Origin of the sequence: Thauera mechernichensis (genome assembly GCF_029588855.1) — a bacterium.
GTDB classification, from domain to species: domain Bacteria; phylum Pseudomonadota; class Gammaproteobacteria; order Burkholderiales; family Rhodocyclaceae; genus Thauera; species Thauera mechernichensis.
The window spans coordinates 1-16,109 of the sequence record NZ_JARQZE010000030.1 but is presented as its reverse complement, the minus strand read 5'-3'; the positions used below and the strand labels follow the sequence as shown (position 1 = coordinate 16,109).

General features: G+C 61.1%; 15 protein-coding genes. 14 read left to right on the top strand and 1 reads right to left on the bottom strand.

Features of this window, described 5'->3' with window-relative positions; all coding sequences use genetic code 11:
* Positions 1 to 226: 226 nt before the first annotated feature.
* The 14 genes from P7F68_RS19590 to P7F68_RS19525 all read left to right on the top strand — a co-directional run bounded on the left by P7F68_RS19590 (position 227) and on the right by P7F68_RS19525 (position 14,619).
* On the top strand, positions 227 to 412 hold the full coding sequence (locus P7F68_RS19590) for a hypothetical protein (protein WP_277835613.1): 186 nt from the start codon (positions 227 to 229) through the stop codon (positions 410 to 412).
* A gap of 50 nt (positions 413 to 462) precedes the next feature.
* Positions 463 to 1,059, top strand: a complete 597-nt coding sequence (locus P7F68_RS19585) for a nucleotidyltransferase domain-containing protein (RefSeq protein WP_277835611.1) — start codon at positions 463 to 465, stop codon at positions 1,057 to 1,059.
* The gene (locus tag P7F68_RS19580) at positions 1,040 to 1,468 is read left to right on the top strand and encodes a hypothetical protein (protein ID WP_277835610.1); all 429 of its coding nucleotides are present in this window, start codon (positions 1,040 to 1,042) and stop codon (positions 1,466 to 1,468) included. Before P7F68_RS19585 ends, P7F68_RS19580 begins: the two co-directional genes overlap by 20 nt.
* A gap of 12 nt (positions 1,469 to 1,480) precedes the next feature.
* Positions 1,481 to 2,029: a tyrosine-type recombinase/integrase gene (locus P7F68_RS19575; RefSeq protein WP_277835608.1), complete on the top strand. Its 549-nt coding sequence runs from the start codon at positions 1,481 to 1,483 to the stop codon at positions 2,027 to 2,029.
* A gap of 44 nt (positions 2,030 to 2,073) precedes the next feature.
* The gene (relB, locus tag P7F68_RS19570; RefSeq protein WP_020684461.1) at positions 2,074 to 2,304 is read left to right on the top strand and encodes a type II toxin-antitoxin system RelB family antitoxin; all 231 of its coding nucleotides are present in this window, start codon (positions 2,074 to 2,076) and stop codon (positions 2,302 to 2,304) included.
* Positions 2,288 to 2,557, top strand: a complete 270-nt coding sequence (locus tag P7F68_RS19565) for a type II toxin-antitoxin system RelE family toxin (RefSeq protein WP_020684460.1) — start codon at positions 2,288 to 2,290, stop codon at positions 2,555 to 2,557. Before relB ends, P7F68_RS19565 begins: the two co-directional genes overlap by 17 nt.
* A gap of 58 nt (positions 2,558 to 2,615) precedes the next feature.
* A complete protein-coding gene (locus P7F68_RS19560) occupies positions 2,616 to 3,242 on the top strand; it encodes a nucleotide-binding protein (protein ID WP_020684459.1) in 627 nt (208 codons plus the stop codon).
* Positions 3,239 to 3,505, top strand: a complete 267-nt coding sequence (locus P7F68_RS19555; RefSeq protein ID WP_020684458.1) for a hypothetical protein — start codon at positions 3,239 to 3,241, stop codon at positions 3,503 to 3,505. The genes P7F68_RS19560 and P7F68_RS19555 overlap by 4 nt, the downstream gene beginning before the upstream one ends.
* Before the next feature lie 38 nt (positions 3,506 to 3,543).
* A complete protein-coding gene (locus P7F68_RS19550) occupies positions 3,544 to 6,303 on the top strand; it encodes a DNA methyltransferase (protein ID WP_277835605.1) in 2,760 nt (919 codons plus the stop codon).
* A gap of 231 nt (positions 6,304 to 6,534) precedes the next feature.
* Positions 6,535 to 7,497 carry a replication initiation protein gene (locus P7F68_RS19545; protein WP_277835604.1) on the top strand — a complete coding sequence of 321 codons (963 nt, stop codon included), beginning with the start codon at positions 6,535 to 6,537 and terminating at the stop codon, positions 7,495 to 7,497.
* A 1,758-nt stretch (positions 7,498 to 9,255) separates the two neighbouring features.
* Positions 9,256 to 9,924, top strand: coding sequence for a hypothetical protein (locus P7F68_RS19540; protein ID WP_277835602.1), 669 nt, complete (start codon positions 9,256 to 9,258; stop codon positions 9,922 to 9,924).
* Between the two features lie 202 nt (positions 9,925 to 10,126).
* On the top strand, positions 10,127 to 11,011 hold the full coding sequence (locus tag P7F68_RS19535) for a DNA-binding protein (protein ID WP_277835601.1): 885 nt from the start codon (positions 10,127 to 10,129) through the stop codon (positions 11,009 to 11,011).
* A 48-nt stretch (positions 11,012 to 11,059) separates the two neighbouring features.
* Positions 11,060 to 11,332 (top strand): ribbon-helix-helix domain-containing protein, encoded by a 273-nt coding sequence (locus tag P7F68_RS19530; protein WP_277835599.1) that lies wholly within the window; start codon positions 11,060 to 11,062, stop codon positions 11,330 to 11,332.
* Positions 11,333 to 13,341: 2,009 nt separating this feature from the next.
* Complete coding sequence (locus P7F68_RS19525; protein WP_277835598.1) at positions 13,342 to 14,619, top strand: helix-turn-helix transcriptional regulator; 1,278 nt, start codon at positions 13,342 to 13,344, stop codon at positions 14,617 to 14,619.
* A gap of 737 nt (positions 14,620 to 15,356) precedes the next feature.
* On the opposite strand, the gene P7F68_RS19520 is transcribed toward P7F68_RS19525, so the two are convergent.
* On the bottom strand, positions 15,357 to 15,824 hold the full coding sequence (locus tag P7F68_RS19520) for a hypothetical protein (RefSeq protein WP_277835597.1): 468 nt from the start codon (positions 15,822 to 15,824) through the stop codon (positions 15,357 to 15,359).
* Between the last annotated feature and the right edge of the window lie 285 nt (positions 15,825 to 16,109).

The following is a 16,109-nucleotide window of genomic DNA, read 5'->3' as shown; positions in this document are numbered from 1 at the left end:
TTCTTCAGCATAGATAAGAGCCATCGATCCACAAGTAAGACTTAACAGCCACTGCTCGTTTGAGGTCTCCTACCTTCTGCCATCTGTGGGCAGGCGACCAGGTCGTTTAGGGGTATGGCGAGGCGTGATTAGACAAAATGAACCATTTTGTCCAAAGCTAGAAGGGAAACCCCAGCAACGGCAAGGGCTGCAGGCTCGCGCTCTGAGGCTTACTTTGGACAGAACGATGATCGACCCCGTCCGCTACGTGCTCGACCTGAACGCCCTGCCACCACTCACCGAAGCGCAGAAGGTCGAACTTCACGCACTTTCCCAGATGCCCGGCAGCGACATCGACTGCAGCGACATCCCGCCGCTCGATGAGACGTTCTGGCAGAACGCCGTGGCCAACCCGTTCCTCCTGCCTGACTGACTGACGCGCTTTAATACCCCTATTTTGGGAATATAATCCCCGATATGGGGATGATTGAATGTTCAGTCGCTGATGCGCTTTTTTCTGGTCTGCAGCAACGCCTGCTGGCGGTGCTGTTCGGTCAGCCCGATCGTTCGTTCTACGGGAACGAGCTGCTCCGTCTCACCGGCACCGGGCGGGGTGCCTTGCAGCGCGAGCTCGAAAAGCTGGTCTCGGCCGACCTGGTGACGGTCACCCCCGTCGGCAATCAGAAGCATTACCAGGCCAACGCGGCTGCGCCCATCTTTGCCGAGTTGCGGGGCATCGTGATGAAGACACTGGGGCTGGCCGACGTGCTACGCACCGCGCTCAACGCGGTTGCCGATCGCATTGAGCTTGCGTTCGTGTTCGGCTCGGTGGCCAAGGGCACCGACACCGCCACGAGTGACATTGATCTGATGGTGGTCACCGAGACGCTCACCTACGCGGATCTGTTCGAGGGCCTGGCCGCGGCAGAGCAGGTGCTTGGGCGCAAGGTAAATCCGACGCTCTATACCTCCGCCGCGCTGGCCGAGAAGGTCCGCACCGAGAACAGTTTCGTTCTGCGCGTGCTCTCGCAACCGAAGATTTTCCTGATAGGTGCCGAAGATGAGCTCCCCGCTCGATAACCTTGCAAAGGTCAGCAAAGGGGGGCTCAAGGTCGAGCCCCCGAACCAGGCCGAGTTCGACGGGCTGCTCCGATCCGCAAAGCGCAAGCTGCTCGATGCCGCGACCCCGACGCTGGGTCTGGAGAGCGCGTTCGATCTGGCCTACAACGCCGCGCATGCCTTGGCGCTCGCGGCCTTGCGCTGGCATGGCTATCGGTCCGAAAACCGCTATCTGGTGTTTCAGGCCCTGGCGCACACGGTCGGTTTCCCGCCGGCAAAGTGGCGTGTGCTCGACCTGTGCCACAACAAGAGAAACCTTGCCGAGTACGAGGGTAGTTTCGACATGGATGAGGCGCTTATCCGAGAGTTGATGGCCGTGACGCAGCAGTTGGCCACAGCGGTTGAAGCGTTGGGGCGGGTGCCGGATTAAGGCGGACCTATCGTGGACAATCGTCGCTACCTGACTTCGCGGGAGGTCGAACGCTTGATCACCGCCACCCGCGGCAGCCGAACCGAGGCCCGCGACCGTTGCCTCATCTTGCTGATGTTCCGCCACGGCCTGCGGGTGTCCGAGGCCTGCGGCCTACGCTTGCACCAGGTCGATCTCGACAGCCGCGTGCTGCATGTGGCACGCCTCAAGCAAGGGCTGTCGACGACACACCCCTTACGAGGCGACGAGCTGCGCGTCATCAAGACGTGGCTGGCCGAGCGCAACCGCATGGCGCCGGCTGGAGAGGCGTTCTTCGTCTCAGAGCGACGGCTGCCGCTCAATCGGCGCACCGCCTGGGTGGCGATCCGGCGCTACGGGGAACTGGCCGAGCTGCCCGTGGAGGCGCACCCCCACATGCTGCGCCACGCCTGCGGCTACGCCCTGGCCGACCAGGGCGCGGACACCCGGCTCATCCAGGACTACCTGGGGCACCGCAACATCCAGCACACCGTACGCTACACGGCAACCAACCCGGCGCGGTTCGAGCGGCTGTGGCGTTGATGTGAGATACTTGTATCTCTATTCGGTTGATAGGAGTCTCTGCGATGGGTGCCGTTTCCCTCCGCCTGCCTGATGACGTCTCGCAAAGGCTGCAGAATCTTGCCCAGATGACGGGGCGCAGCAAGACCTACTACATGGTCGAGGCCATTCGTGAGCACCTTGATGACCTCGAGGATCTGTACCTCGCCGAGCAGCGCCTCATCGATATCCGCTCGGGCAAGACCCAGACGGTTCCGCTCGAAGAGGTTATGAAGCGCTATGGCCTGGAAGGTTGAGCTCGACCCCGCCGCCGAGCGCGAGCTGGGGAAGCTCGACCGTCAGGACGCCCGGCGCATCCTCGCCTTCTTGTTTGAGCGCGTCGCCAAGCTAGACGACCCCCGCAGCATCGGTGAAGCCCTCAAGGGCAGCAAGCTCGGGGACTTCTGGAAGTATCGCGTGGGTGACTACCGGCTGATCTCCAGCATCGAGGACGGGGTCATGCGCATCCTCGTCGTGAAGGTCGGCAACCGTCGGGATGTTTATCGGTGACATTCAATATTTGTTTATGTATTTATATAACGCTGTAACGAAATAAGGACTGATCGAAATGCGGATAGCGGTCGTCAACACCAAGGGCGGCGTGGGCAAGACCACGATCGCTACCCATCTGGCTGCCCTCTTTGCCGCACAGGCGGCGACCTTGTTGATCGATGCGGACCCACAGGCCTCGGCCGCCAGTTGGGCCGCCTGGCGGCGTGAGGCTGGGCGCGAGCCGTCGCCGACGACGACCTGCTTGCTGGGCAAGGCGGTCTTCGACGAGGGCAAGAATCTCTCCAAGGGCTTCGCCCATACCGTGATCGATGCCGGCGGTCGGGATTCGGCGAGCCTGCGCGCTGCGCTGCTGCTGGCCGAGCGTGCCGTGGTCCCGGTGGGGGCCTCCAACCTTGATGCCGCTGCGATGACCGATCTGCTTGAGATTGTCGAGTTGGCCAAGGACTTCAATGCGGGGCTCGACGTGCATGTGCTGCTGATGCGCATCGATCCGCGAACCCGCGATACCGGGGAGATGATCGACTACCTGCACGAGCACAAGCTGCGCCTCCTCGAGGCGCGCATCTGTGAACGTGTGGCCTACCGGCGTGCCATCGGTGAGGGTGCCACGGTGGCCGAGCTCGCCAAGGACCCTCAGGCGATCGCCGAGATGGCCGCCCTCTTCAAGGAGATTCAAGCGTGAAAGGAAAACCCAACCTCGACAACTTCCTGGCCGGGGGCGCTGCCGCTGCTGCCGAGCGGCCGACATCCGGGACTTCGGGCGTGGAGTCGGCCTCGGTGCTGGTCTCGCAGCGCAGAACGAAGTCGATCCGCATCGACCCCGCGCTCGATCTGTTCCTGAAGGAGGAAGCGTTCCGCCGCACGATGGCCAGCGGCAAGCGGGTGAGTGAGTCAGATCTGATCGAAGAGGCGCTGGTGGGGCACTTCAAGATTCAAGAGAAATAACGCAATAACGCACGAACGCAATAAGCCAATAACGACACATGCCTTTATCCTGGAACGAAATAAAATCGCGCGCCCTGGCGTTCTCGAAGCACTGGGCTGACGCCAGCAACGAGGACGGCGAGGGCAAGCCTTTCCTGATCGCCTTCTTCGAGATCTTCGGGATCACCAACAAGCGCATTGCCAGCTTTGAGCATGCGGTGAAGAAGTACGGTGGCGGCGCCGGCTACGTCGACTTGTTCTGGCCCGGCATCCTGCTGGTCGAGATGAAATCGCGCGGCAAGAACCTGGACCGTGCCCACACCCAAGCGATGGACTACTTTCCGGGGATCGCCGAGCGGGATCTGCCGCGCTTCGTCCTGGTATGCGACTTTGCGCGCTTTCGACTCTTCGATCTGGTCGAGGGGGCGATATACGAATTCCCCCTCGAGGAGCTCTACAAGCACGTCCGCCTATTCGGGTTCATCGCTGGCTATCAGACCCAGGTCATCAAGCCCCAGGACCCGATCAACATCAAAGCGGCCGAGCGCATGGGCCGCCTGCACGACCAGTTGCGGGCAATCGGCTACGAGGGGCGACCGCTCGAGCTCTACCTGGTGCGCATGCTGTTTTGCCTGTTCGCCGAGGACACAGGGATTTTCGAAAAGCGGCAGTTCCAGGACTACATCGAGTTGCGCACGAGCGTCGACGGGGCCGACCTGGCGCATCACCTATCCACCTTGTTCTATATGCTCAACACGCCGCAGGACAAGCGGCTGAAAAACCTCGATGAGCACCTGGCAGCCTTCCCCTACATCAACGGCAAGTTGTTCGCCGACATGCTGCCGCCGGCGAGCTTCGATGCGGCCATGCGCGAGAGCCTGCTCGATCTGTGCGGGCTCGACTGGGGCCGGATTTCCCCGGCCATTTTCGGCAGCCTCTTCCAGAGCATCATGGACGCCCAGGCCCGCCGCAACCTGGGCGCGCACTACACCAGTGAGGAGAACATCCTCAAGCTCATCAAGCCGCTGTTCCTCGATGCCTTGTGGGCCGAGTTCGAGAAGATCCGCGGCAACAAGAAGCGCCTCTCCGAGTTTCACGCCAGGTTGCGCACGCTCACCTTTTTCGATCCCGCCTGCGGCTGCGGCAACTTCCTGGTAATCACCTATCGCGAGCTGCGTCTGCTCGAGCTCGAGGTGCTGCGTGCGGCTAACGCCGGCGGGCAGATGGCGCTCGACGTTCACCAGATGATCGCGGTCGACGTCGATCAGTTCTTCGGCATCGAGATCGAGGACTTCCCGGCGCAGATCGCCCAGGTTGCGCTGTGGCTGGTCGATCACCAGATGAACATGAAGGTCAGCGAGGAGTTCGGCGCCTACTTCGTGCGTATCCCGCTGAATCACAGCGCGACGATCGTGCATGGCAACGCGCTGCAAACGGACTGGATGACGGTGCTGCCGGCCGAGCGGTGCGCCTATCTGCTGGGGAATCCGCCGTTCGTGGGTGCCAAGTACATGGACGATGCCCAGCGCGAGGACGCGCGCGCGGTCTTCTTTGGCATCGAGAACGCGGGGCTACTCGATTTCGTCGCCGCTTGGTACGTGAAGGCCGCCCGCTACATGGCGGCGCATCCTCCGATTCGTGCGGCTTTCGTGTCCACCAACAGCATTACCCAAGGTGAGCAGGTCGGCGCCTTGTGGGGCTGGATGCTCGCTCAGGGCGTGAAGATTCACTTCGCCCACCGGACATTTTCCTGGACGAACGAGGCGCGGGGCAAAGCGGCCGTGCACTGCGTGATCGTGGGCTTCGGGATGCAGGACGTAGCCGAGAAAACCATCTTCGAGTACGAAGACATCAAAGGCGAAGCCCACGCGGTGCGGGCGTCGAACATCAATCCCTACCTGGTCGATGCGCCTGATTTGGTGCTGCCGCGCCGTTCTCGACCGCTTTGCGATGTGCCGCAGATCGGCATTGGAAGCCAGCCGATTGATGACGGAAACTACCTCTTCACTCAAGAAGAGAGGGATTCCTTCCTCAAGATCGAGCCTAGTGCCGCCCCCTTTTTTCACCGCTGGCTTGGGGCCATAGAGTTCATCAACGGCTTCGAACGCTGGTGTCTCTGGCTAGGAGACTGCCCGCCGCAGCAGTTGCGAAAGATGCCCGAAGTCATGAAGCGGGTGGATGCTGTGCGTACCTTCCGTTTGGCGAGTAAGCGCAAGCAAACCCTGGTAGCGGCTGACTTTCCTACCCATTTTGGGACAGAGCTGATTCCTCAACAGCCCTATTTGCTCATACCTGAAGTGTCTTCTGAGCGTCGGAAATTCATTCCGATTGGCTTCGAGCAGCCGACTACGTTTTGCAGCAATCTGGTTCGGATGTTACCGAACGCCACTCTGTTTCACTTCGGCGTCTTGACCTCAACCATGCATAACGCTTGGGTGCGTTCTGTTTGCGGTCGTCTCAAGAGCGATTTCCGCTATTCCGCAGCCATCGTCTACAACAACTTCCCTTGGCCGACCCCCACCGAGAAGCAACGCACCGCCATCGAGGTCGCCGCGCAAGCCGTGCTCGATGCGCGCGCCGCGCACCCCGATTCCAGTCTGGCCGATCTGTACGACCCACTCACCATGCCGCCCGATCTGGTGAAGGCGCATCAGAAGCTCGATGCGGCCGTGGATGCGTCGTATGGATACAAGGGCGGTTCGACCGATGCCGCGCGGGTGGCTTTTCTGTTCGGGCTGTACCAGGAACTCACCAGCCTGCTGCCTGCGGTGGGCAGTAAGCCCAAGCGCGCGCGGCGCGTGAAAGCGGAGGAAGCCTGACAGGCGGTGCGGTGCGCCGGCGCGTTTTTACTTCTGTCATGAAACGGGTATTCTGAACCCCAGACAGGCGAAAGCCCCGGACGGCGGGAACCGTTCCGAGGCTTTTGCGATTCACCCGGAAGCACGGCCATGTTCGAGATGACCGTGCTTCCTTGCCGATCAACCTGCACAACCAGGCGAACGACTTGAAGCTGATTGTAGCCAAAGCCATCGCCCCAAAGGAAGGGGAAGATGGTCGAGTTTGATAGAGTTTCGACATGTTCCGATCAACAGCTGGACTTGTTTGAGGCCTCCCGCTGGCCCCGGAAGCCCTACTGCTCTGACGATCTCGAGCAGGGGCTGTGCATCCGCTCGTTGGCCTCGGCGATCAAGCGCCCCTACATCCAGGCCAACCCCCCGCATCTGCGCGTCTGGTCGATTTTCGACGTCGACAGACCTGGTGCAGCAGTGCTCTGGGAGGATCAGGGGCTGCCGCCGCCCTCATGGGCCGCGGTCAACCGGGAAAACGGGCACGCCCACCTGGTTTGGGGGCTTTCCGTTCCTGTGCTGGTGGACTCACCGGATCTGCGCCAGGCGCCCATGCGCTACCTGTGCGCGGTGGAGTCAGCTTTTCGTGCCCGGCTACAGGCCGATCAGGGCTACAGCGGGCTCATTACCAAGAACCCTGTCCATCCGCTCTGGAAAACCCTGCGCGGTCCCCAGCTTGGGTACGAGCTGGGTGATCTGGCCGACTGGGTCGATCTCCCCAAGCACATTCCGAAGCGCAAGCCTGAAGAGGTGGGTTTGGGCCGCAACGTCACGGTGTTCGACTGGTTGAGGCTCTACGCCTACCGGAAGATCCGGCACTATAAGCTCGACGTGCGCAACTTCATCCAATGGCAGTCACACCTGAACGGCAAGGCGCTCGAGCGCAACGGGGACTTTCTCTACCCGCTGGACGGGCGTGAGGTCTGGCACATCGCCAAGAGCGTGAGCAAGTGGGTGTGGCACAAGTTCGACCTGGCGGCGAGTGATGCGCGGTTCAGTGCGCTGCAGGCGCGTCGTGGAAGTAAGGGGGGCGTTGTGCGCTCTGCCTCTTACGAGGAGCAGCGGGCCAGCGCGTGCCTTATGCACGCTCAAGGCATGAGTGCGCGGGCCATAGCGCGTGAGTTGGGGTGCTCACCTCAGTCGGTGCTCAACTGGGTGTCCAAGTAGCCATAATCAGATAACAGCCCAGCGGGGGTGGTCGGTTTTTTAGGGGTTCTGTTTTCAAAAGAAAACAGTGTGCGCTCCCGGACGTTCCGACTGAGCAGCCCTTGGGCTGCGATGGAGGTAGGCCGGCGACAAGCGAGAGCGCGTCAGGAACGGTAGTGCTGGGCGCTGAACTGGCACTGCCCAGGGGTGGGGGTCCGGGGGAGGGGCAGAAAAAACCCCCAGCCGATGGCCGGGGGTTTGGAGTCGGCTACTTGAGCCTGTTGTTCGCCTCGAGGGCTACTGTCGTTGCCTGGGTTTCCCCAGGTTCTGCTCCGAAGAGCTGTCGCGTTTCCGCGGCATCGGCTTTTCAGCCAGCATCTGCTCACGGCGGGTTTTGATTTCCGTCGCGGCTGCTTTGAGCATGGCAGCTCGCAGCTCACAGTCCTTTACGTCACCAGCGCCACCATCTCGCCGTCGCCATGATCGAAAACCGGCTAGCCCTACATTGGGCAGGGCAGGTGGATCGGACTACCCCAGCTTCTCGGCCGAGGATCGGTTGTTGCTCGTTGAAAATCCGTCGTCCAACTTGAACGAAGGTCCATTGCTTCTTGGAAGGCCTGCCAGGGCCGCTTCCGTTAGCGTAGTTTTTCCGTCTTCGCAAAAACGACGGGCCGGCCAAGGCCCGTCACTTCTCGCACACACACACAGTCACAACAGCATCACCCCAGGTTTTCGATACTCACGCGGACATCCGTCAGGTCTGCCCTTGCTTTCAAACTCTACTCTCCTGGTCTCCCACTCCTCCCAACCGCCCGGTGCCAACCGTTGCGGTGCTACTGGGTAGGAGCTTCCCGTCTTAGTACATCTCGTCGACGTAACACGCCGCCGCGCTCCACTACGCATGCTTAGCCCTATGGGCCTACCCCGACCAGGTCGGGTTTCAGGGGGGTGAGGTTCCAAAGCCCCTCCCTTACTACATGCGCGCTTCATCACGCCCTGACCAAACACATTGGTTCCACCCAATGCGTCCAGCGGCTTGTTACGACTTACCGCGCCGCACCCTTTCATGGGCACGCTTTGTGGCTTGAGCTATACAGAGATCCAGGGAGGTTGCCCCCCCTGGTACCAGATCTTCCAGGCTTCCCCTCAGATCCCTGCCGTATTACTACGGCCTCATCTACCCACCACCGCGGTGTTCGTCCGACCCTCACGAGCCGGCCGCCCCCGGGATTTTCACCCGTTCGACATATACAGGGTTGGCGTGGTTACCCACGCGCCCGTTTCGACGTCGCCCAACATCGTTTTTTCGCGCTACGGCCCCGTTGGTTCCCAAAAAGGGGGGCAACGGGCTGCGACGTGCGAAGGAGTCGAAGTGGGGAGTCTCACCCCACAGCGCTCCTCGTATGCCGCACCAGCCCTATTAGAGGCATGCGGCTCCAGGCAATGCCCTCTTGCGTCTCACGACGTTCGAGGCCCCCTTTCCTGGGGGTGACGAACTGGGTGGCGCCCAGTCCGGTGTGACGGTCTGCGTGTGCGGGGGTGGCGTCCCCCGCACAGCGACCCTCCGGGTGTGTGTGCGGGATGGCTAGCCCCTTGTTCGCGTGACGTCCCGGCCATTTTGGACAGGTCAGCCGACTTTTCGCAAGCTCAAAGTCGGAACCTCATATTGTGTAGTCCCTTTCGGGACTACAGTAGAATGACTTAAAACCTCTAAAATAAAATGTAGTTTCTTTGTTTGGTTCTAAAAGAATGACACTTCTGCCCGACAGCCTGACCTTCATGCAGCGCGTCCAGGATGCCGCCCGCCTGGGCTACCCGTGGTACGTGACCGGCGAGCTTTCGCTTGAAAAGTGGCCTTCGCTTGAGATCAAGCTTAGCGAGTTGTACGACTGTAATCTGCCGAAATCCACGCGCAGCAAGCGCCGCTCGAGCGGTGAAGCCGTGACGCTCTTGTATGCCGTCGCCGGGCCGCCTGACCAGGCGCCACGGATGGTCCGATGGCTGATGGCCGTGAGCGATGGCAAGGGCCGGGTGCATGCCCGCGAAAAGCTCCAGCGCTTCGATGCTGCACAGGACCGCTGCAGCTTCATCGGTCGGTATGAGCTGGTGCACGACGGTGTCGGATGGTCCTGGCGCATGAACCGCAAGCGGGTTGAAGCGCTGCGCGAGCGCATCCATGAGATCGCGTCTGCCACGCCCGAGCGCCGGCAGATCCGGCGGGACGATCGGGGCGAGTTCGACACCGAGATCGAGGCCTTGATGGATGAGCTCTATCGCGCGCCGGGCTTTCGTCTCATGCGAAGGCAGATCGGTAAGCTCGTGGCCTTCGCCCAGGGCGAGTGGCGCCGGCTGCGTCCCGAAAGCGGGCCGCAGATCCGGCCGCGGACTTTCCTGCCTTACATGACTCGACGCTCCAACAAACCACGGCAGGAGCAAGACGTCCCATAGCTATCCATCCCGCTCTGCTCGACGCAGCCCCGATTTTCCGCTCAGGAGTCGGGGCTTTTCTTCGCGCATTTGCGCACCCTGCACCGCGCAAGTGCGCGAAGGCTTTTCGATGCGTGGTGTATCTCTTGCATTTCATATCTGTATCATGTATCGTATCAATATCAATATGAAATACACAATACGAAATACAGGAGAGATACAGATGGCACGCGAAGGAATTACGTTTGAGCAGGTCGCCGCCGCCGCGGATGCGCTGGTGGGGCAGGGGGTGTCGCCGACAATCCGTGCGGTGCGTGAGCACCTGGGAACCGGCAGCCCGAACACGATCCATCGCCACCTCGTGGCCTGGCGAGAAGCACGCCCTGCGGCGACGGCCGCGGCGCCCGAGCTGCCCGCGCCCTTGGCGACGGCCCTTGCGAACGAAATCGAGCGGGCGGCCGCCGCGGCGCGGGCCGAGGTCGAGTCGCGTCTCGTACAAACTCAGTCGGAAGCGGCCGATCTGGCGGCTGCCGGCGAAGCGCTCGAGGCCGAGCGCGACGCGCTGCTCGAGCAGGTCGCTGCGCTGACGACTGAGCGTGACACCCTGGCTGGTAAGGCGCAGCAGCAGGCCGTTGACTTGGCCGAGGCGCAGCAGCGCATCGAGCGCGAGCAGCAGGCCGCTGAGTCCGCCCGCGTGGAGGTCGCGACGGCCCGTCTCAAGATCGAGGCGCAGGCCGAGCGCCAGGTCGAGCAGACGGCCGAGCTCGAGCGCCTACGTGCGGCGTTGTCTGAAGCGCAGCAAGGGCGCATCGCCGCCGAGCAGCAGGCGGCTGTACTGAGTGCGCGCCTCGAGGCGATAACCGATCGCGCGAGCCGGGCCGAGACGCGGGTGGAGGGGCTCGAGAAGCAGATCCAGCAGGCCGGGCAGGAGCTCAGCAGCGCACGGGTCCAGGTGCAGGCTCAGCAGACGGCGCTCGATGGCGCGGTGCGGGACATCGAGGCGGCGAAGCGCCAGGTGGAAGAGGCGCGGGCGCAGGCGAAGAAGGCCGGGGAGGAAGCGGCCGAGCTGCGGGGGCGTCTGGTGGCCGTTCAGCCCGGCAAGGGCTGAGCGTCGGTTGCTTCGAAGCGAAACGTGAGTCTCACGGAGGGCTCGATCGTGCCAAAGGTTTTCACGGTTTCGTTCTCGGACAACGAGACGATGCCGGAGCGCATCGAGGCGATGGCTGCCGACTTGGGCATTACGTCGGAAATGTTGATTCGTCGCGCCCTGGCCGAGCATCTCGGGGGCTACGGACTTCAGGAGGTTCCGCTCGGGACGAAGGTTAAAAACCTCACGGAATTCCTGATCCACTCAGGCGTACTCAAACCTGGCACGGGGGAGGATGAGTTAGGTCTGACCGCCCCGAGACAGGGGAAGCTGTCCAGTTAGCTTTAGACCAAATGGGGTTCTAAGCCGGAACCGCCGAAATTTCCGTCATCCCAGCTCCAGCCCCGCCACGAGCGCATCCAGGTCGATCATCTTGGCGTCGCTCTGGAAGTCCTTGGGAGAGGCTTTTCTGCTTCTGCCGGAGGTTGTCTCCCGGGGAGACAGCCTTCGCTGAGGACATTGGACGAAACGGAGCGGACTGTCCAATGCCGACCTCCCGCGACGCGGCGCCGCCGCGAATGGCCTGAGGAGACACTTTCACAGGCCCTGATGCCTCGAGGGGCCGAGGCCGCGCCGCACAGCGGCGTAATCCCCGAGGTACGGACTCCCGCAGACTTGAGGTCCTTCAGGAGCTCGCCGCCGGTTCGGTCATATCGAGGCACGGGGAAGAACGAGCCGAAAGCGGGCCGCAGCCATCTCCCAGATCCTCGGCCGTGTACATACGTATGTACACGATGCGCTCACGCATTGGTGTGTCGGAGGCAGCACGCACCTTCTGCAGGTTGCTGCTTTAATGCCAAAATGCAACCCGGTCAGAGTTCAAGCTAGTACCTCTTTAGCATCTATAAAATCATTCTCCATTGCGCAGTAGACATCGGTCATGAATAACCCGACAAGCGCAGCTATCGCTGACTGCAGGGAAGGTTTGCGCATCCTAGGGACGGCAGAGCACGTAAGCTACGAGATCGCACACCATTTCATTCAGCACACAGCCTTTTGGGACCACCCCAGTGGTAGCTGGGTCAGAGCCCCCAAACATGCGGATCGCCTAGAAGAAGGCGAGCATGGCTGGGAAGTCCCTTTTGGTGCGAACCGTTTCCTAGTTGCTCGTGCGCTGCGCTTTTGCATCGGAGATGTCGAGTGCTTCCTTCGTGAAGTAGAGATTGATGAAAGGCCGTCTTACTCTTGGCTTTGCTATGAACTAAGGCAGAGCGTCCGTGGGTCCGTAGGGAATCACCTAGGCGACATCTACGGAGGTCGCTACCCTGAGCATGGCGATTTCATGCTTTTTGGAACACAAGGAATCCACCTTCCAAGCTTCGTACAAATCGTCGTCCTCACTGCGCGGTTACCGAGGCACTTCGAAAAAACGTAGTTGGTTGCGAGACCACGGCACTTATCGCTCTCACGGTGGCCTCGAGTGTAAAGGGCCGGCGCAGCCAGGCGCCGCAGACGCGGACCCTTGACGCCCCGCTGGACAAAACGCTGAGCTGGAGGGCTGGGAAGCTTGTGACCCCCAGCCCCCTAGCCCCTGCGAGAAGGGCAGGTGTGAGCAGCGCCCATGGTTTGCCAGCGGTGCAGGGCACAGCATACCGCCCCCTGCTGCCACGCCCAGCCCGACCACGTCCCCGCCAAGGGCGTCCACTGCCTGCAGCCTGACCGCGAAACGGTGGGGCTGCTGGACTGCCGGCCATCGAGAAGCGCCAACGCCTCATGCTGCCTCGGATGCCGACAGTGTCTCCCGGGGAGACACTATTTTGACCTTCCTTTGAGCTTCGCTTCTGCCCATGCCACTAGCCGCTTCCCAAACATGAGGAGTGTGGGATACACGACAAGGAGCACCGCAGGGGCAATGATCTCAGTGACGAGTTTTTCTGCCATGTCCAGCCTCAATGTTTCAAACGATGCGGATACCGCCTGCGCCTGAAAAGGGGTCCATCAGTCGGCGCAACCGAGAACAGATGTGATTGCCATCCTTGCCGATCCTGTTCCCTAGGGGTGCCCTTTTTGTTCGTAGGTGCACACCCGAAAACCTTTTCAGAAAGCTGTGCGCAAAAAAGGTAAGACCTCGATCGGCGCTCCGCTTCATTCAATTCTGCTTTCACCCCGCAGCACGGTGGTGTGGTCACGACCGCCGAACAGTTGCTGGAGTCCCCTTACCAAGCTGCACTTCGCGCTCAATGAGCAATGGACGCCCCCCTCGTGCTGGGCAACTGCTTTTATGTTCTCTTTTTGATACTGGCGAACATAAAACCCCTCCTCCATGATGACGACACATTCACGGAGGGTATATGGGTCGTCCATCATTCAAGATCGATCGCGAGCGGCTGCGCAAACTGCGCGACGAAAGGGGGCTGAGTCAAGCCGACCTGGCGAGCGCGCTCTGCGAACGTCTGGGCCTCGACGAGCAGGATCCGGACACGAGCACCGCCAGCTATCGGCGCATCGAGGCGCGGGGAAGAACGAGCCGCAAGCGAGCCGAAGCCATCGCCCAGATCCTCGATGTCACACTGGCGGAGCTGGAGGGCATCGTTCCGCCGGATACCGGGATCTACGAGAAACGGATTCTCGACCTTCTCGCTGAACAGCTCCGTCAGGAAAACGTCGCCCTGAAGAGCGCGCTGGATGAAGCGTGCCGTGACGGTTCCGATTCCGATTCCGAAGATGCGTTGGCGTCGATGGCGCGCAATGTGGCCAGGCGCATTGAGGCGGCGCAGCTCGCACGCAACCCTGGCGAGCTTGCCGAGCTGTCACAACTCACCGGGTTGAGTGAAGGTGAGATTCTGGAACCAGCGCATGTGGACGGTCACTGGCTGGTGGTGGCCAGCGGCCCGATTTACACCCGCACGGAGCTCGTGCTCGGTACGGCCGGCGTGATGACGCTGATTCCTGAGATTGTCGGCAAGCTTCTCGATGATTTTGGAAGCGATGGCCGGATCCGGATGCATCGTGCGCCACCGTGGTACCGGCTCGAGATCGATCCACTTTGCGGTCGATTCACGACCTGGATCGACTTCGTCCGCTGCCTTCCCGACGCCAGGGGCGTTCGCTGGCTGAAGCCTGGTTGGCGTGATGTCTTCTTGTTGGAAGGGCCTTTGCTGACTTGGGCACGTTCCGCCGCAAACTTCGTGACGGGCTTCGACGGCTCACTTACGCCAGGTGATGTACGTCGGCTTCGGCTTCAGGTGACCGAATACAACGGCGAGCGGGGTGAGTGCATTTCGAAACAGATCCTCGCTGGAGCTCTTGAAGAGATCCCCGACGAAAGACTCGCAGCTGAGCAGGCAGTCGGAAACAGTCACCTTGTCGCAACCTGGACGCTTGGAACCGCCCTCCAGGAGATCCTCGAGCCGCACCTTTCGGCCTATCCCCGCCAGTGCTGGGAAGTCACCGTGACAGACGACGACTGTGCGCTCTCTCTGTGGCCGACCGCAGGAGTGCCAGGGGGGCCGTACGGCTTGCGGTACCGGATCGAGCTCGTCGAAGAGGCTGCGCCCGGGCGCGCAGCGCCCTGGCGGCACAAGGATCGGGAAGCTCTGAAGCAGCGCATCGAAGCGTGGCTTAGCTAGCTCGTCGTCCCATCCCACTTATCGACTCTGCGAGCGAGGGTACGCCTCGGGCCCCCGCTCGCCCTCAAATTCCGGGGCACTTCCACAGGAGATGAACATGAACCACCTCGAAAACGGGCCGAGCAAGACTGGCAATCCGTCCGGCCCTGGCCGGGGTAACAACCCGCCGCGCAAGTAACCCAACGGCAACCTGGTCCATGCGCTACCCGCATGGACCAGGTGCTTTCGGAAGCTTTCAATCGATGAAATACAGCACTTCAAAGGACGTCGACTCCCTCGTGCGGGCTCTGTTGCGGGAGGGCTGGCGTTTTCACCGTGGAAAGAAGCATGGGCGTCTCACGCCACCGTCAGGGCGCTTGTTTGTGACTGTTTCCTGCTCGCCGAGCGACAGACGGACCTTTCTGAACCTGCAGAGTCAGGTCAGGCATGTCATGACGGGGCTACAGCAGTAGGAAAACCCAGCAGTGGCGCGGGTTGTAGCGCATGGTGATGGTTTGTGAGCAACCTGCAGCCTTGAGCGCCCTGGAGAGAGTCTGTATACGCTCAAAACCCAGCAACGGCGCTGGTTTCAGGCGCATGACAAGAAATTCGTGGCCCTTGCCGACCCGAGCCCGCCGGGGGAAAAGTGATGGTTTGTGAGCAGTTTTCGCGGCCGCTCGCATCCTATGGTGAGACTCTGTGAGCAGACCCTCGCTGCCCGGCTTTGGACAGAACGGCGTCGATTGTCCAATGACGCTCTACAGTTCGAGGAGTGGCCTTTCGCCGTTAGGTAGCCTGTAGAAGATGATCATCTGCGCTTGTCGTGCACGGTTGTGGGACCAGTTCATGAAGATCGTTGAGTAAGTCCGGATACTTGCGTTCTTGTTCTCAACGGGTTGAGCCTGAAATTTTGACCATCCGACACCACACTCTCCCCCGGGAGAGCATCTGCCAAAACTGGTTGTCCCAGCCTCGGCCGCCAGAAGTCGAAATCCAACGACGTCGGCAGCCACTGGAACAACACCGATCACCGGAGCGCATAAAGCTCCGTTCTTGGCGTAGGGCGAAAAGAGTTTTCCGAGATCCCCACCTTGATTGCGCATGTGCTGGTTGATTGGTTGCGCCACCAGTTTGGAGATCGGTCCGGAGAACAACGCCAGTTTTGGTACCGCCGCGACCGTAGCTGCCTGAAGCAACTTCTCGAGGTCCTGAGAGGCATCGTTCATACAGCCTGGATCCGGGACGTGAACGTACGCACCGTTGGGAACCTGGACAGTGACTTGAAGGGCCCACATGTTGTTCTCACACCCCTGTGGCGCGTTGGTAACTGAGCACGCTGGGAGCGTACTAACTTGGCCGTAGCCGAATTGGGGAAAGAGCGCGAGCAGAGCACTAGAGATGACGAACGAGAACCGTTTTGCTTTCATGGCGCTCAACCTCCTTGTCGAGAATGATCACCAACCATTCACAGGTAACGACAGGCAGTCGCTTCTCTCATAGACGACACGAGC

What these genes read in the sequence shown, in the direction of transcription:
- P7F68_RS19545 (WP_277835604.1), top strand. Translation starts at nt 6,535, where the DNA reads ATGGTCGAGTTTGATAGAGTTTCGACATGTTCCGATCAACAGCTGGAC.
- P7F68_RS19520 (WP_277835597.1), bottom strand. Translation starts at nt 15,824, where the DNA reads ATGAACGATGCCTCTCAGGACCTCGAGAAGTTGCTTCAGGCAGCTACG.
- P7F68_RS19590 (WP_277835613.1), top strand. Translation starts at nt 227, where the DNA reads ATGATCGACCCCGTCCGCTACGTGCTCGACCTGAACGCCCTGCCACCA.
- P7F68_RS19580 (WP_277835610.1), top strand. Translation starts at nt 1,040, where the DNA reads ATGAGCTCCCCGCTCGATAACCTTGCAAAGGTCAGCAAAGGGGGGCTC.
- P7F68_RS19560 (WP_020684459.1), top strand. Translation starts at nt 2,616, where the DNA reads ATGCGGATAGCGGTCGTCAACACCAAGGGCGGCGTGGGCAAGACCACG.
- P7F68_RS19535 (WP_277835601.1), top strand. Translation starts at nt 10,127, where the DNA reads ATGGCACGCGAAGGAATTACGTTTGAGCAGGTCGCCGCCGCCGCGGAT.
- P7F68_RS19540 (WP_277835602.1), top strand. Translation starts at nt 9,256, where the DNA reads ATGCAGCGCGTCCAGGATGCCGCCCGCCTGGGCTACCCGTGGTACGTG.
- P7F68_RS19565 (WP_020684460.1), top strand. Translation starts at nt 2,288, where the DNA reads ATGGCCTGGAAGGTTGAGCTCGACCCCGCCGCCGAGCGCGAGCTGGGG.
- P7F68_RS19525 (WP_277835598.1), top strand. Translation starts at nt 13,342, where the DNA reads ATGGGTCGTCCATCATTCAAGATCGATCGCGAGCGGCTGCGCAAACTG.
- P7F68_RS19585 (WP_277835611.1), top strand. Translation starts at nt 463, where the DNA reads ATGATTGAATGTTCAGTCGCTGATGCGCTTTTTTCTGGTCTGCAGCAA.
- relB (WP_020684461.1), top strand. Translation starts at nt 2,074, where the DNA reads ATGGGTGCCGTTTCCCTCCGCCTGCCTGATGACGTCTCGCAAAGGCTG.
- P7F68_RS19550 (WP_277835605.1), top strand. Translation starts at nt 3,544, where the DNA reads ATGCCTTTATCCTGGAACGAAATAAAATCGCGCGCCCTGGCGTTCTCG.